Here is a 14,861-nt window from a genome sequence, read left to right as displayed (position 1 = left end):
CGGTTTGCTATTCCTCCGTAATCCTTTTCCGCTGATGAAAGGAATCCCCCGTGGCGCAGAAGGTTCAGGTCCTTCTTGTCGACGACCTCGACGGCGGCGAGGCCGACGAGACCGTGACGTTCGCCCTCGACGGCAAGTCCTACGAGATCGACCTCACGACCGGCAACGCGGACAAGCTGCGTGAGGCGCTCGCGGACTACGTGAAGGCCGCCCGCCGCACCGGCGGTCGTGCCGCCGCGGCCCGCGGCAAGGGCCGCGTCGCCACCGCCGCCGGCAGCCCGGACACCGCGAAGATCCGCGCCTGGGCCAAGGAGAACGGCTACAACGTCAACGACCGCGGCCGTGTCCCGGCCGAGATCCGCGAGGCGTACGAGAAGGCCAACGCCTGATCGTCCGGCTCTCCCGCCGGTCCTCCCGGGCGATCCCCCGGCGGCTGATTCCTGCGCGCCCCCTCGGCGCGCAGCAGTCGGGCCCGATGGCACTCCGTGGCCGCCGCGCCCACGAGCCGCACGAGATCGGGGGCGCCACCGCTGCCGTCCACGCCGACAACAGGCAGCGTCGGCTCCACCTCGCACCCCGGCTCGGGAGGTCGCACCCAGACGGCTTCCGCGCCCTCCTGGGGGCCGTACGGACCGCACCGACCGGCCTGGCCGGAGCGGCCGCGCCGGCCGCGTTCCCCGGGCCCACCGGGATCCGGGCGGACTCCGGTGCCCACCGGGGCCGGAGCGACGATCCGGCCGCCCGTGCCCAGGGCGGTCAGCTCCAGGGCCACCCCGCCCCACTCCAGCCAGCCGAGCAGCCCCGGCAGCTCGTCGGCGGTGCCCACGGCGGTCAGGAACCACATCGTCCGGCTCCGCCGGTCCAGCGCGACCGGACCGGTCGGGCGGACCCGCCCGAGCACCGCGCGACCGGCCTCCGCGGGCATCCCCAGGGCGTCGAACCGGACCCCGGTGAGCAGCTCCACGGGCCGCCCGCCCGTGGTCGGCCCCGTCGGCCAGCCGAGCACGCACTCGTACCACTGGCGCCAGCGGCGCCGCGTGCCCGGATCGTCCGAGGGGCGGCACGGGCGCGGGAGGACTACCGTCATGAACGGTGCAACTGTGGAAGACCCCAGAGGTTACGCGCCGTTGCCGCTCGAACACTCCGCGTATAACACAAGCGGAGCGCATACGCGCACTCGGTGGTGCGGGGGTGTTCGCCCGTAGCGGATGCACAGGGGGTGCGCCGCATGGACTGTCAGTGCTTGCGGGTAAGACATTCCCCGAGGGAAGAGGCGGTACAGCGGGCCCCGGAGCGGGCCACCAGCGGTGGTGGCCGGGCCGGGGGCGGGCGTGTCGGCCCAGGTGGGCGTTCGCCGTGGGCGTACTGATGGTGGGCGTATATGCCTGGCCTGCGGGAACATCGTCTCCCACCATCAGGTTGGAGCAGATGTCGGCTGTTCGGGGCAGGAGGCCAAGGACGGGTGTCGGCAGTTGGAATGAGCTGTCCCGCCCAGCGGGACTAGCATGCGGAAGGACAGGGAGGGGACCGACCCCTAACTGCCTGACCGCTCTGAGGAGCGATTAACGATGTTCGAGAGGTTCACCGACCGCGCGCGGCGGGTTGTCGTCCTGGCTCAGGAAGAAGCCCGGATGCTCAACCACAACTACATCGGCACCGAGCACATCCTCCTGGGCCTGATCCACGAGGGTGAGGGTGTCGCCGCTAAGGCCCTGGAGAGCCTCGGGATTTCGCTCGAGGCGGTCCGCCAGCAGGTGGAGGAGATCATCGGGCAGGGCCAGCAGGCTCCGTCCGGCCACATCCCCTTCACCCCCCGTGCCAAGAAGGTCCTGGAGCTGTCGCTCCGCGAGGCCCTCCAGCTCGGCCACAACTACATCGGCACGGAGCACATCCTGCTCGGCCTGATCCGTGAGGGCGAGGGCGTCGCCGCCCAGGTCCTGGTCAAGCTGGGCGCCGACCTGAACCGGGTCCGGCAGCAGGTCATCCAGCTGCTCTCCGGCTACCAGGGCAAGGAGGCCGCCACCGCCGGCGGTCCGGCCGAGGGCACCCCCTCGACCTCGCTCGTCCTGGACCAGTTCGGCCGCAATCTCACGCAGGCCGCTCGCGAGTCCAAGCTCGACCCGGTCATCGGGCGCGAGAAGGAGATCGAGCGGGTCATGCAGGTGCTGTCCCGCCGCACCAAGAACAACCCGGTCCTCATCGGCGAGCCCGGCGTCGGCAAGACCGCCGTCGTCGAGGGCCTGGCCCAGGCCATCGTCAAGGGCGAGGTGCCCGAGACCCTCAAGGACAAGCACCTCTACACCCTCGACCTCGGCGCCCTGGTCGCCGGCTCCCGCTACCGCGGTGACTTCGAGGAGCGCCTGAAGAAGGTCCTCAAGGAGATCCGCACCCGCGGCGACATCATCCTGTTCATCGACGAGCTCCACACCCTGGTCGGTGCGGGCGCCGCCGAGGGCGCGATCGACGCCGCCAGCATCCTCAAGCCGATGCTGGCCCGTGGCGAGCTGCAGACCATCGGTGCCACCACGCTCGACGAGTACCGCAAGCACCTGGAGAAGGACGCCGCCCTCGAGCGCCGCTTCCAGCCCATCCAGGTCGCCGAGCCGTCGCTGCCGCACACCATCGAGATCCTCAAGGGTCTGCGCGACCGCTACGAGGCCCACCACCGCGTCTCCATCACCGACGAGGCGCTGGTCCAGGCCGCCACGCTGGCCGACCGCTACATCTCGGACCGCTTCCTGCCGGACAAGGCCATCGACCTGATCGACGAGGCCGGCTCCCGAATGCGCATCCGCCGGATGACCGCGCCGCCGGACCTCCGCGAGTTCGACGAGAAGATCGCCGACGTGCGCCGCGAGAAGGAGTCCGCGATCGACTCGCAGGACTTCGAGAAGGCCGCTTCCCTCCGCGACAAGGAGAAGCAGCTGCTGGCCGCCAAGGCCAAGCGGGAGAAGGAGTGGAAGGCCGGCGACATGGACGTCGTCGCCGAGGTCGACGGCGAGCTCATCGCCGAGGTCCTCGCCACCGCCACCGGCATCCCGGTCTTCAAGCTGACGGAGGAGGAGTCCTCCCGCCTGCTGCGCATGGAGGACGAGCTCCACAAGCGCGTCATCGGCCAGAAGGACGCCATCAAGGCGCTCTCCCAGGCCATCCGGCGCACCCGCGCGGGCCTCAAGGACCCGAAGCGCCCCGGCGGATCGTTCATCTTCGCCGGCCCCTCGGGTGTCGGTAAGACGGAGCTGTCCAAGACGCTCGCCGAATTCCTCTTCGGCGACGAGGACGCGCTGATCTCCCTCGACATGTCGGAGTTCAGCGAGAAGCACACCGTCTCGCGTCTCTTCGGCTCCCCGCCCGGATACGTGGGCTACGAAGAGGGCGGCCAGCTGACGGAGAAGGTCCGCCGCAAGCCGTTCTCGGTGGTCCTGTTCGACGAGGTCGAGAAGGCCCACCCGGACATCTTCAACTCGCTCCTGCAGATCCTGGAGGACGGTCGCCTGACCGACTCCCAGGGCCGCGTGGTCGACTTCAAGAACACCGTCATCATCATGACGACGAACCTCGGCACCCGGGACATCTCCAAGGGCTTCAACCTGGGCTTCGCCGCCCAGGGCGACGTCAAGACCGGCTACGAGCGGATGAAGGCCAAGGTCAACGAGGAGCTCAAGCAGCACTTCCGGCCCGAGTTCCTCAACCGTGTCGACGACACGGTGGTCTTCCACCAGCTGTCCCAGGAAGACATCATCCAGATCGTCGACCTGATGATCGCCAAGGTGGACGAGCGGCTCAAGGACCGCGACATGGGCATCGAGCTCAGCGGTGACGCCAAGCTGCTCCTGGCCAAGAAGGGCTACGACCCGATCCTGGGCGCCCGCCCGCTGCGCCGGACCATCCAGCGCGAGATCGAGGACATCCTCTCCGAGAAGATCCTCTTCGGTGAGCTCCGCCCCGGCCACATCGTGGTCGTCGGCACCGAGGGCGAGGGTGAGGAGAAGAAGTTCACCTTCCGCGGCGAGGAGAAGTCGGCCCTGCCCGACACCCCGCCGGTCGAGTCCGCCGCCGGTGGCGCGGGCCCGAACCTCTCGAAGGACGCGTAAGCGCGTAGCGCGCTGATCGGCCCCGGCCCGTCGAACGACGGTCCGGGGCCGACCCGTTTTCGGATATCGCGAGCGCCAAGGCATGGCCCGGGGATCACCGGCTGATTACGCTGGCATTCCATGGTCATCACCGCACTGTGGTCATTCGCCCTGGTCGTAGGGCTCCTCACCATCACCCCGGGCCTCGACACCGCCCTCATCCTCCGCACCGCCGCACGCGGCGAGCAGCGCCGCGCGTGGGGCGTCGTCCTCGGCATCCAGACCGGCACCCTGTGCTGGGGCGCCCTCACCTCGGCCGGCGTGACCGCCCTCCTGGCGGCCTCCCGCCTCGCCTACGAGACCCTGCGCTGGGCCGGGGCGGCGTACCTGCTGTGGATGGGCGCGCGCATGCTGTGGGAGGCGCGGGGCCGTTCTGCGGCGGGGTCGGTGGACGACGGGCCCGAGCCCGCCGAACCCGCCGCCCCGGGCGGCTTCGCCGCCGGCTGGCGGCAGGGGCTCGTCACCAACCTGCTCAACCCGAAGATGGGCGTCTTCTACGTCGCTGTCCTGCCGCAGTTCATCCCGGCGACGGCGCCGCATCTGTTGATGGGCCTGGCACTGACTTCCGTGCACGCGGTGCTGGGTGTGCTGTGGGCGACGGTGCTGGTGGGCTTCGCCCGGGCGCTCCGGGACTGGCTGCGCAAGCCGGCGGCCCGGAGGGTTATGGACCGGGTCACGGGGACGGCGATCGTGGGATTCGGGGTGAAGCTGGCGGTGGGGGAGTAGACGGCGGTCAGGGGCCGGTTCTGATCGTGATGCGGTCGCCGAGGTGTTCGGCGCCGATCACCTTCATTCCTGGTCGGGCGTCGGCCCACACCTCCAGTGGGGCCCTCAAATCGGGCAGGTCCGTAAGGTCCAGCTCGATGGGTCCCGAAGGACCCCACGCCTTGAGATGCAGCACGTCGAGTTCCGGGAAGACCCGGAGCAGCCCCGCGTCCACTGTCACGTCTTTGGTAAGGGTGAGATCGAGGACGCTTATCTGACCGAGCGGTTCCATGCCCGCGAGCGCCCCGGCTGCCCCGAGGCGCAGAACGAGGGTATCCAGGTGGTTCAGACCTGCCAGCTCGCCCAGCTCCTCCGGAGAAGCCAGTTCCGCCTGGATAAACAATCCGGTGAGGTTATGCCAAGCCCCGATATTGGTCAGGTGTACAGGGCCTGCCTCACTTTCGATACCGAGACTCAGGACTCCTGGCAGTGGCGGAGGGATTTTTCCGCCATCGGGCGGTAGACCGAGCAGTATCAGGGAAGTCAGCTCCGACAGCTCGCCGAGGAATTCCAGTTCGGAGAACGGAAGGGATCTCGCGTCCAGATCCAGACTCCGAATTCCGGATCCCGCCAAGGCCCTGATATCCCGTAGTCCGGAGCAGTTCCTGAGGATCAGGGTCTCGATCGCCGAGTGATCGCGGATGAAATCCAGATGTGCGAGGACGAGGTTGTCGGACAGGCTCAGAGCCCTCAGTGGATGGCTGCTGAGGACTGGGCCGACTTCCTCCGCTGTATGGTCACCCGTGATGGCCAGGTAGCTGATGGGGCCGAGAGACGGGAGCTGGGCGAGTTCGTCCGTCGAGCGGGCGAGGAGCGTGACGTCATCCATGCACATCTCCGCGAGCACCTCTTCGGCGAAGGACCGGGCGTTCATGACGTTCCAGGTACTGGCCACCTGCTGCCGGACCCTGTCCGACTTATGCCGGCCATAGCGTTTCAAGAGCGGCATGGCCGCGTCTCCCAGTGAGCCGAGCACCCTCACGACATGTCGTGCCGGTTCTGCGGCCAAACCCCCCGGCTCCGGCAGGAACGGCAGGACTTCCGGTCCGAGGGAGGAAAGGAGTTCCATCTCCCTCTGTGTCGTGGGTGCCCCGAGCCCCCTGACCTCCTCCCAGACCGCGTCGTGCTGCGCGTCGTCCAGATACGCCGCCCCGATCGCGCACTCCGCCGCCAGCGTGCGCAGCGACCACCGAGCCCTCCGCCCGTCCGCCGAGTCACCGGCCGCGATCAACCCCGCGATGACCCGCCGGACCTCGCCACGCCCGCAGTGGCCGACGACGAGCCGTATGACGTCCTGCCACTGCTCCTCCTCCGCATGCCCCAGCAGTTCGTCCAGCGAATCGCTGTCCTGGAACTCCTTCGCCGCCAGGTAGTCCTGGAAGGTGCGGTGGATGAACTGCAGGGAATCCGCAGCGCGTTCCTGCAGTAACCCGCTTCGATTGAGGAGGTGCGTCAGGACCCGCTCCGCCGGGCCCTGCTCCCGCACGCGGCGCAGGCCCTTCATCGCTTGTTCGAGCTGGCGCACCGCCTGCTCTCTCGACAACTCGGCGCGGCCGTTCCGGACCAGCCAGACCGCGATGCGCTGGAGCAGCTGCCGGCTGTCCTCGATCGTCACGTCGATGCCCTCCGGGCTGCCGACGCGGCGGTGGGCGTCGCGGTTGCCCAGCAGCATGGCCAGCGCGGCCTCGTAGAGGTGCCAGCGGGTGCGGGGGAGGAGGCCCTGGCGGCGCCGGTGGAGGGCGCAGATCACCGCGCACAGCAGCGGTGTCCGGGCCAGGTCGCGCAGGCCCGCGTTGCGCTGGAACTCCTGGGCGAGGTCGCGTTCGAGGGCGGTGAGACGGGCGCGCTCCTGGTCCGCCCGCGCCGCGTCGGCATAGCCGTCGCACTCCAGGCGGGCGGCCTGGTGCCAGGCGGCCACGAAGGACTGGATGTCGCCGTCGCTCATGGGTAGGAGCTGCAGCTCCTCGAAGCCCTCGGAGGCCAGCCAGGAGTGCTCGACCGCGAGCGGTCGGACGGTCACCAGGCAGCGGGTGTCCGGGTACATCCGCAGCAGGTCGGCGAGCCACTTGCGGGCCGGGCCGCGGTCGGGCTGCGGGAGCTCGTCCAGGCCGTCGACGAGCAGCAGGGCCCGTCCCGCCTCCAGGACGCGGCCGGCCCACCCGCTCGGCGCCTCGTCCACCTGGAGCCGGGCGATGGTGGGCAGCAGGGCGGGGGTGGGGGTGGTGATGCCCTGGGCGGCGAGGCTGCGCATGGGGATCACGAAGGGGATGAGGCCGTTCAGGGCGGCGAGCTCCTCCGGCAGGGTCCGGCAGGCGGCGTGCGAGGCCAGCCACCACACGAGCGTCGTCTTCCCGGCGCCCGCCTCCCCGCGAAGCACCGCCCGCGGACGTGAGCCCAGCAGTTCCTCGATCCGCTGCGGCTCAGGACGGAGGCCCGCGCTGTCAGGACGGTCGGGCCGGCGCGGAGCCAGCGCCTCCAGGCTCAGATAGGCCGTGTCCAGGTCCCAGCTGTTCTCGTTGCTGCCCAGGTCGTCGAGGCCGAAGACCTCCATGCGGCTGTAGCGGGCCTTGATCGCCTTGGCGTACACGTCCTGGTAGGCGAAGTCCGCAGGGTTCTCCGGGTTGAGCACTTCCAGCACGGGCCGCAGGCCGTGTGCGCCTGCCGAGGTGGAGAAGCCCGGGCTCAGGAGGATCTTCTCGATGGGGATGGCGTCGATGGCGGAGTGCTGCCAGCCCGGGCGGTCCTCGATGACCAGGCCCAGGAGGACGGGGCCCGAGAAGACGGGCCCTCCCGACAGGCCCGCCCATGGAGAGCCGTCGTGGAGGGGACGCGGCGGGTGGTGCCGACTGTGCAGTACGTAGCGCTCACGCAGCCAGCCGGACGTGGGCATCAGGGTGCATAAGACCTGCGCGGCCTCCAGCTGGTCCTCCGCGAACCGCTGGACCTGCGGGAAGCCGAACACCTGGCAGTCGTGCACGGCCCCGGCGCGGGTGACGGTGCCGTAGCGCAGCGGCGGCAGGCTGCCGCCGGGCACGAGGTCCCGCTCGGCCACCAGCAGGGCCGCGTCGCAGTCCCCGGGCGCACCGGTCCACACGCGCGTGCAGCGCGCCGCCTCGCGCTCGCCGGGGACCGCGACCATCGCGGACGGCTCGTCCCCGAGCACGTGCGCCGCCGTCAGCACCAGCCGTTGTGACAGCAGCACCCCGCTGCCCTGCCGTGCCCCGAGCACCGCCACCAGGCGGTTTTCGAAGGGTGTCACTGCTGGTCCGCGAGCCCGAATCCCGACAGCCCCGCCGGGCGGTCGTTGCCGACCTTCCAGCCCTCGCCCGTGCGGCGATCCTTCGGGGTCAGCTTGAAGGCGACCTTGTGGGTCCGCGTGGAGCCCCGGGAGGCGTCGGTGCCCGCGTCGACGACCCAGGCCTTCACGCCGCCCCGGCCCTTCACGTCCCGTCGCAGCTCGACCGTGAACTCCATGGCGATCTCGCCCACGTCGAACGTCAGGTCCTCCCCGGACTCGGCCGCGGCCGCCGCCGCGCTGGTCAGTCCGTCGCGTATGGCCCGGACCGCGTCCGACAGCTCGATGATCTCGTCGAAGTCGCTCATTGTGATCCCCCCTGGCACGTTTCCCGGAGCGTATCGCCCTCGCCGGGACTTTGGTCCCGGAATCCATAGGGTCGTTGGTCCCTGCGCGGTGACAAGACCCACAGGCCTTTTCGCCGCCACTAAGCCCGATAGTGCACGGGAGGGGAAACCCTCCCCGGGCGGGCCCGCGCGCCCCGCCCAAGATCATTTACGAATTACGGCCCGCCCTAGTAGCAGCCCCCTTTGTCAGCGCCCCCGAGCGCGGGTTACCAAGGAATGGCGATCCCGGTCCGACGGCCGGGACCTGTTCTTTTTCCGGAGGTTTTCCCGTATGCCGAAGCCGAAGCGCACCGCTTTCCGTGACCCGAGCAAGTCCGTTTCCCGCGTCCGTGCCGCCGCTCTCGTGGCAGCCGGGCTCGGGGCGTCGGTCGCGCTCGGTTCCGGGGTCGCGCTCGCGGCCGACGCCGCCGCCTCGGCCGGCGTCCTCCCCGGCTTCGCGGCCGCCGCGCCGCTGGGCGACGCGCTGCACGCGCAGGCCGAGACGCAGCAGAAGGCGGCCGAGAAGGAGAAGCAGGAGGCCGCCAAGCGCGCGGAGGAGGCCCGGAAGCGGGCCGAGGACGCCCGCAAGGAGGCCGAGGCCTCGCGCAGCCGCGCCAACGCCTGGGTGCACCCCGTCGACGGCTATCAGATCGGCCAGCCGTTCGGTAAGGCCGGCAGCATGTGGGCCAACAAGCACAGCGGCCAGGACCTGGTCGTGAACTCCGGTACGCCCGTGAAGGCCGTCCACGCCGGCACGGTCGTCAAGGCCGGCCCCAACGGTGGCGGCGACGGCCCCGCGTACGGCAACGCCGTCGTGATCAAGCACGCGGACGGCCAGTACTCGCAGTACGCGCACATGTCCTCGGTGAAGGTCTCCGTGGGCCAGCGGGTCATGACCGGCCAGGACATCGGCCTGTCCGGCTCCACCGGCAACTCCAGCGGCCCCCACCTGCACTTCGAGATCCGTACGACCCCGGACTACGGCTCCGCCGTCGACCCGGTCGCCTTCATGGGCGCCCGCGGCGGCGCGCTCTGACCGAATCCCGCCACCGCGTCAGACGCTGATCACCGGGAACGTCCCCGTACTCGTCGGGGACGACTCCGGCAGCCACAGCACCGCGATCGCGCCGCTGCCGCCCTCCACCACCGGATCCGCGTTGCGGAAGGTCAGCCGGGCGCCCAGCACCCGGGCCTGACCTGCCGCGATCGTCAGGCCCAGGCCGTGGCCCTTGCCCGCGCGGTCCTCGCTGCCCGTCCGGAAGCGGCTCGGGCCCTCCCGCAGCAGCTCCTCCGGGAAGCCGGGGCCGTGGTCGCGCACGCGCAGCACCCGGCCCTCCACCGTGACCTCGACCGGGCCCTTGCCGTGCTTGGCGGCGTTCGCCAGCAGATTGCCCAGGATGCGCTCCAGGCGGCGCGGGTCGGTGGAGACGTACGCCGTCCGCAGGACGGTCACCTCCGCCTCCGGGGCCGCCGCCCGCACCCGGCGCTGGACGAACTCGCCCAGCTCGATGTCCTGCATCTCCGCGCGCTCCGCGAAGCCGTCCAGCCGGGCGACCTCCAGGACGTCCTCGACCAGCGTGCGCATGGCCTGCGCCCGGTCCCGGACGAGCTCGGTGGGCCGGCCCGGCGGCAGCAGCTCGGCGGCGGTCAGCAGGCCCGTGACCGGGGTGCGCAGCTCGTGGGCGATGTCGGCGGTGACGCGCCGCTCGGCCTCCAGCCGGTCGCGGAGCGCCTCGGCCATGCCGTCGACGGCCCGGGCCAGATCGTCGGTCTCGTCCCGCACGCGGCCGCCGATGGCGTCGCGGACGCGGATGTCCGACTCGCCGTCCGCGAGCTTGCGGGCGGCCGTGGCGGCCTTGCGCAGCCGCCGGGAGAGCTGGCCGCCGACGAGGATGCCCAGCGCCGTGCCGCCGAGGACGACGGAGACGGAGCCGATGATCAGGGCCCGGTCGAGGTCGTTGAGGATGTCGTAGCGGTCCTTGAACCGGGTGTGGATCGAGAGGATCTTGCCGTCGCGCAGCGGGGTGGAGGCCCACACCTCGGGGGCGCCCGAGCCGTTGTCCTGGAGGTAGGTGGCGCGCAGCCCGAGCTCGGCGGCCTCGCGCAGCTGCTTGGGCAGCGCCGGGTCGTTGACCTGGGCGCGCAGCATCCGCTTGCCGCCGGTGGACTCGTAGTAGCGCTGCGCGATCTGGACCCGGTCGTCCATCTGGTCGCGGCTGCTGTTGAGCATGGAGACGCGGGCCGCGTTGTGGACGACCAGGCTGAGCGCGACGGCGACGAGCGCGCCGACGCAGGCGATGGCCAGACTGACCTTCCAGCGCAGGCCACTGCGCAGAGCGAGCTTCACCACGACTTCACCCTGACACGACCGTGCCCTTTGGGACGACCGAGCCCTGAGAAACGAACCGCACCGGGCCGTCGGAAACCAATCGCACCGGGCCGTCGGAAGGGAACCGTGTCGAGGAAACGAACCGCACCGGGCCGTCAGCCCCGGAGTTTGTAGCCGAAGCCACGGACCGTCTCGATGCGGTCCTGGCCGATCTTGCCGCGCAGTCGCTGCACGTGGACGTCCACGACCCGGGTGTCGCCGCCCCAGCCGTAGTCCCACACGCGCTCCAGCAGCCGGTCGCGGGAGAGGACCGTGCCGGGCGAGGCGGAGAACTCCAGCAGCAGCCGCATCTCGGTGGGGGTCAGGGCGACGGGCGTGCCCGCCTTGCGGACCTCCATGCCCTCCGTGTCGACCTCCAGGTCGCCGAAGCGCAGCACCCCGCCCTCGATGCCCTGGGGCTCCTCGGCCGCGGCGCCCGCCCCGCCGGCCCCGCTGGCGTGGCCGAAGCGGCGCAGCACGGCCCGGATGCGGGCGACGAGCACGGCGCCGTCGAAGGGCTTGGTCACATAGTCGTCGGCGCCGGCCTCCAGGCCCAGCACGACGTCGATGGAGTCGGCCCGCGCCGACAGCATGATCACGGGAACGGTGGACTCGTCGCGGATCCGGCGGCACAGGCTGACCCCGTCCAGGCCCGGGACCATCACATCGAGGAGGGCGATGTCGGGCTGCTTGGCCCGGAAGCTCTCCAGCCCCAGCAGTCCGTCCGGCACCGCCGTCACCATGAAGCCGTCGCGCTCCAGAGCGAGCTGCGTCGCCTCGCGAATGACGTCGTCGTCCTCGACGAAAAGCACATGCGTATCGGCCACGCCGCTCTCAGCCCTCCGATCCTTCGCTCGGCACCATGCCGGTGTCGCCGACCTTGTTGTAGTCGGTGTGGGTACGGCCCATCTCGTGGAACGCGCCGTCCGACCAGTGGTACGTCAGGACGTCGACTCCCGAGGGGCAGCACACCGCGTCACCCGGACCGTAGACCTGCTTGGTGATCGTGAGATCCCGGCGGTCGATGTCCGCGTACACGGGCGACTGCTCGACCGTGAACACATTCTCGTACGTATCCCCCTTGGGACGGTACACATACGAGCCGATACCGAGGGAGTCCCCGCACGTCAGGACGTTCACCACGACATCGGTGCCGCCGTCGTCCGTCAGCTGGCCGTAGGTGACGTCGACCGGGTACTGGTCCTTGACGCACGGCTTGAGGTTCTTCTTGATCTGATCGCTGACCTTCGGGTCCGCCTTGATCAGCTTGATCGCGTCGACCTTCTGGGCCGGGGTGGCGGTCGTCCCGGGCGTACGCGTGACCGCCTTCGCGGCGGGCTGGTTCTGCGCCGGCCCCTCCTTGCGCACCCCGTCACCGCTCGTCCCGCAGCCGGCAAGCAGAAGACCGGCGGCAGCGGCCATGGCAGTGACCGCTCCACCGGTGATCATCGCCGGCCCGAAGCCGGCGGCGCGCTTCAGGCGGCGCACCGTTCCTGCCCCCGATCGACGCGCTCGAGGGCGTGGAAGTCCAGGTCCCGGCTCTCCAGCTCCTGGCGCAGCCGGGCCAGTGCGCGGTGCAGCGTGCTCTTGACCGTCCCCGTGGACATGCCGAGCGCCTCCGCGGTCTCCTCGGTGCTCATCTGCTCCCAGTGTCGCAGCACGACGACGCTGCGCTGCTTGGGCGCGAGGACCCCGAGGATGTCCATCAGCAGCGCGCGGTCGGCGTGCTGCTCCGTGCCGTCCTCGACGCTCGCGTCGGGCAGCTGCTCGGTGGGCACCTCGTCGAGCTTGCGGGCGCGCCACCACTCCGTACGGGTGTTGATCATGACGCGGCGGAGGTAGGCGTCGGCCAGCGACTTGTCCGCTATCCCGTCCCAGCGTCCGTAGGTGCGCACGAGGGCGGTCTGGAGCAGGTCCTGCGCGTCGATGGGGTCCGGGACGAGACGCCGGGCGCTGCGCAGGAGGGCGTCCTGACGGTTGCGCACGTACTCCTCGAAGTCCAGCACCTTGCCGCTGCTGCCTGCCATAACCGCAGCCTCCATTCCACTCGCGTTCCCCGCGCCACGCTGGTGGTCCTCCAGCACGGGTAGGACGCTACGGAGGAGCTGTTGCGACGCGATGTGCGAGAGCCCGTCGGCTGTGGCACAGCTATCCATAGGTTGTGTAACAGCCGGAGGAATAGATCAAAGAAAGACCGGCTCTGTCCGTTTCGGAAGCAAGGCGGGGGCGGCTTCCGACGATGGCTTTGTGACCGCTGTATGACGGCTGTGCGAATCGCCGCGGGCGCCGTTACGGGCGTGCGTGCCGCGGGCTCCGCGTACGGGCGCCGCGCGGGCCCGTCACGTCAGCGGCAGCCGGTAGCGGCCGTCGGCCAGCGGCTCGACGAGCCCGTCGGCCACGAGCCCGTCCAGCGCCCGGGCCCGCTGCACCGGCTCGTGCCACACCGCGTCCAGCGCGGCCTGCGGCACCGGCGTGACCGCCTCCCGCAGCACCGCCAGCAGCTTGCCGCGCACCTGCCGGTCGGTGCCCGCGTACGTCTGGCCCCGGCGCGGCGGCCCGTCGTGGGCGGGCGAGCCGGCGGCCAGCCACGCGCACTCGGCGGCGATCGGGCACGCGCCGCACGAGGGCGTGCGGGCCGTGCAGACCAGCGCGCCCAGCTCCATCGTGGCGGCGGCCCAGCGGGCGGCCACCGGCTCCTCCTCGGGCAGCAGGGCGCGGGCCAGCCGGCGCTCGGCGGCGGTCGTGGCGTTCGGCGGGTACTGGGCGCCGGTCACCGCGCGCGCGAAGACCCGGCGGACGTTGGTGTCGAGGACGGCATGCCGCTGCCCGTAGGCGAAGGACGCCACGGCCGCCGCCGTGTACTCGCCGACACCCGGCAGCGCCAGCAGCTTGGCGTGATCGCTCGGCACCTCGCCGCCGTGCCGCTCGGTGATCGCGGACGCGGCGGCGTGCAGCCGCAGCGCCCGGCGCGGATAGCCCAGCCGCCCCCAGGCCCGCACCGCCTCGCCGGGCGGCTCCGCCGCCAGGTCGGCCGGGCGCGGCCAGCGGGCCAGCCACTGCTCGTACACCGGCAGCACCCGGCTCACGGGGGTCTGCTGGAGCATGAACTCGCTGACCATCACCCCCCACGGCCCGGCCTCCGGGCGGCGCCAGGGCAGATCACGGGCGTGCACGGCGAACCAGTCGATCACCGGGGCGTGCAACAGGGTGGACGTCTGGGGTGTGGTGGCAGGCATCGCAGTCATGTCGTCTCCGATCCTGGCACGCCCACGCGGGGCGGCGAAACGGCTGGAGCCCGCGTCGGCCACCCGAGCCCCCGGCCGCCCCGATCGAGTGAGCGCCCCCACCGCCGACCGGCCCCGTGCGAGCCGCTTCGTCCACTTCCTAGGGTGATGCCATGACCGACCCGACGGACCACCCGACAGACCAGTCGTTCGCGCCGCCCGCCGAGATCCGGGCCGCCCTGGACGCGCACGCGACCCTGACCCTGGCCTACGTGGACGAGGACGGCCCGCAGGCGTGCGCGGTGCTCTACGCGGTGTCCACAGCGGCCACCGGCGGGTCCGGTGAATCCGTCCCGTCTCTCCTCTTCGTCACCTCCGGCACCACCCGTCACGGCCGTGCCCTGCTCGCGGGCGACGGCCGCGTCGCCTTCACCGCACAGCGCGACGGACAGGACTGGACCTCGCTCACCGGTGTCCAGGGCCGCGGCACCTGCCGCCTCCTTCAGGGCGCCGACCGCGAGACCGCCTGGCACGCGTACAGCGCGCGCTTCCCGTACGTGGAGCGGACCGACCGGCTGCGGCAGGCGATGGAGCGCACGGGGCTGTGGGAACTGCGCCCGCACTGGCTGCGGCTGGTCGACAACGGCCGGGGGTTCGGGCACAAGACGGAATGGGAGAAGACCTTCTGACGAGCCGTACGAACGCTCGCAGACCGTGCCGGTGACCGGTCGGACCGTCACCACGGTCCCA

The 14,861-nt window shown here is 71.1% G+C and carries 13 protein-coding genes; 5 read left to right on the top strand and 8 right to left on the bottom strand.

Annotation, left to right across the window (positions count from 1 at the left end; all coding sequences use genetic code 11):
- Window positions 1–50: 50 nt before the first annotated feature.
- Complete coding sequence (locus tag IE096_RS29700) at window positions 51–389, top strand: histone-like nucleoid-structuring protein Lsr2 (protein ID WP_189456990.1); 339 nt, start codon at window positions 51–53, stop codon at window positions 387–389.
- Here the strand turns inward: IE096_RS29700 and IE096_RS29695 are convergent.
- Window positions 320–1,087 (bottom strand): SCO3374 family protein, encoded by a 768-nt coding sequence (locus tag IE096_RS29695; RefSeq protein ID WP_229820707.1) that lies wholly within the window; start codon window positions 1,085–1,087, stop codon window positions 320–322. The two genes, IE096_RS29700 and IE096_RS29695, sit on opposite strands and share 70 nt — an antisense overlap.
- Before the next feature lie 481 nt (window positions 1,088–1,568).
- On the opposite strand from IE096_RS29695, the gene IE096_RS29690 reads away from it, so the two are divergent.
- Both IE096_RS29690 and IE096_RS29685 read left to right on the top strand, forming a co-directional pair.
- Window positions 1,569–4,094: an ATP-dependent Clp protease ATP-binding subunit gene (locus tag IE096_RS29690; RefSeq protein WP_126915361.1), complete on the top strand. Its 2,526-nt coding sequence runs from the start codon at window positions 1,569–1,571 to the stop codon at window positions 4,092–4,094.
- Window positions 4,095–4,214: 120 nt separating this feature from the next.
- Window positions 4,215–4,859, top strand: coding sequence for a LysE family translocator (locus tag IE096_RS29685; RefSeq protein WP_189456989.1), 645 nt, complete (start codon window positions 4,215–4,217; stop codon window positions 4,857–4,859).
- Between the two features lie 7 nt (window positions 4,860–4,866).
- Here the strand turns inward: IE096_RS29685 and IE096_RS29680 are convergent, their stop codons facing one another.
- Together IE096_RS29680 and IE096_RS29675 are read right to left on the bottom strand one after the other, a co-directional pair.
- Window positions 4,867–8,157 (bottom strand): serine protease, encoded by a 3,291-nt coding sequence (locus IE096_RS29680; RefSeq protein ID WP_189456987.1) that lies wholly within the window; start codon window positions 8,155–8,157, stop codon window positions 4,867–4,869.
- Window positions 8,154–8,501, bottom strand: a complete 348-nt coding sequence (locus tag IE096_RS29675) for a trypco2 family protein (protein WP_189456984.1) — start codon at window positions 8,499–8,501, stop codon at window positions 8,154–8,156. Before IE096_RS29675 ends, IE096_RS29680 begins: the two co-directional genes overlap by 4 nt.
- A 310-nt stretch (window positions 8,502–8,811) precedes the next feature.
- On the opposite strand from IE096_RS29675, the gene IE096_RS29670 reads away from it, so the two are divergent.
- A complete protein-coding gene (locus tag IE096_RS29670; protein ID WP_189456983.1) occupies window positions 8,812–9,555 on the top strand; it encodes a M23 family metallopeptidase in 744 nt (247 codons plus the stop codon).
- A gap of 18 nt (window positions 9,556–9,573) precedes the next feature.
- Here the strand turns inward: IE096_RS29670 and cseC are convergent, their stop codons facing one another.
- The 5 genes from cseC to IE096_RS29645 form a co-directional block, all read right to left on the bottom strand.
- The gene (gene cseC, locus IE096_RS29665) at window positions 9,574–11,115 is read right to left on the bottom strand and encodes a two-component system sensor histidine kinase CseC (RefSeq protein ID WP_373298226.1); all 1,542 of its coding nucleotides are present in this window, start codon (window positions 11,113–11,115) and stop codon (window positions 9,574–9,576) included.
- Window positions 11,004–11,714 (bottom strand): two-component system response regulator CseB, encoded by a 711-nt coding sequence (gene cseB / locus IE096_RS29660; protein ID WP_189456981.1) that lies wholly within the window; start codon window positions 11,712–11,714, stop codon window positions 11,004–11,006. Before cseB ends, cseC begins: the two co-directional genes overlap by 112 nt.
- Before the next feature lie 7 nt (window positions 11,715–11,721).
- Entirely contained in the window at window positions 11,722–12,375 is a 654-nt protein-coding gene (locus IE096_RS29655) for an LppP/LprE family lipoprotein (RefSeq protein ID WP_229820706.1), read from the bottom strand.
- A complete protein-coding gene (locus IE096_RS29650) occupies window positions 12,363–12,914 on the bottom strand; it encodes a SigE family RNA polymerase sigma factor (protein ID WP_126915368.1) in 552 nt (183 codons plus the stop codon). The genes IE096_RS29655 and IE096_RS29650 overlap by 13 nt, the downstream gene beginning before the upstream one ends.
- A gap of 312 nt (window positions 12,915–13,226) precedes the next feature.
- Window positions 13,227–14,132 carry an iron-sulfur binding domain-containing protein gene (locus tag IE096_RS29645; protein WP_189456979.1) on the bottom strand — a complete coding sequence of 302 codons (906 nt, stop codon included), beginning with the start codon at window positions 14,130–14,132 and terminating at the stop codon, window positions 13,227–13,229.
- A 152-nt stretch (window positions 14,133–14,284) separates the two neighbouring features.
- Here IE096_RS29645 and IE096_RS29640 point away from each other — a divergent pair, with 152 nt between their 5' ends.
- Window positions 14,285–14,800, top strand: coding sequence for a pyridoxamine 5'-phosphate oxidase family protein (locus IE096_RS29640; protein WP_189456977.1), 516 nt, complete (start codon window positions 14,285–14,287; stop codon window positions 14,798–14,800).
- Window positions 14,801–14,861: the final 61 nt, after the last annotated feature.

This window comes from Streptomyces abikoensis (assembly GCF_014648775.1).
Taxonomy (GTDB): Bacteria; Actinomycetota; Actinomycetes; order Streptomycetales; family Streptomycetaceae; genus Streptomyces; species Streptomyces abikoensis.
This window is presented reverse-complemented; position numbering and strand designations above follow the sequence as displayed.

Excerpts from the sequence above, each read along its gene's own strand:
- IE096_RS29675 (WP_189456984.1), bottom strand. The coding sequence starts at position 8,501 with ATGAGCGACTTCGACGAGATCATCGAGCTGTCGGACGCGGTCCGGGCC.
- IE096_RS29695 (WP_229820707.1), bottom strand. The coding sequence starts at position 1,087 with ATGACGGTAGTCCTCCCGCGCCCGTGCCGCCCCTCGGACGATCCGGGC.
- IE096_RS29690 (WP_126915361.1), top strand. The coding sequence starts at position 1,569 with ATGTTCGAGAGGTTCACCGACCGCGCGCGGCGGGTTGTCGTCCTGGCT.
- IE096_RS29645 (WP_189456979.1), bottom strand. The coding sequence starts at position 14,132 with ATGACTGCGATGCCTGCCACCACACCCCAGACGTCCACCCTGTTGCAC.
- IE096_RS29685 (WP_189456989.1), top strand. The coding sequence starts at position 4,215 with ATGGTCATCACCGCACTGTGGTCATTCGCCCTGGTCGTAGGGCTCCTC.
- IE096_RS29670 (WP_189456983.1), top strand. The coding sequence starts at position 8,812 with ATGCCGAAGCCGAAGCGCACCGCTTTCCGTGACCCGAGCAAGTCCGTT.
- IE096_RS29640 (WP_189456977.1), top strand. The coding sequence starts at position 14,285 with ATGACCGACCCGACGGACCACCCGACAGACCAGTCGTTCGCGCCGCCC.
- IE096_RS29650 (WP_126915368.1), bottom strand. The coding sequence starts at position 12,914 with ATGGCAGGCAGCAGCGGCAAGGTGCTGGACTTCGAGGAGTACGTGCGC.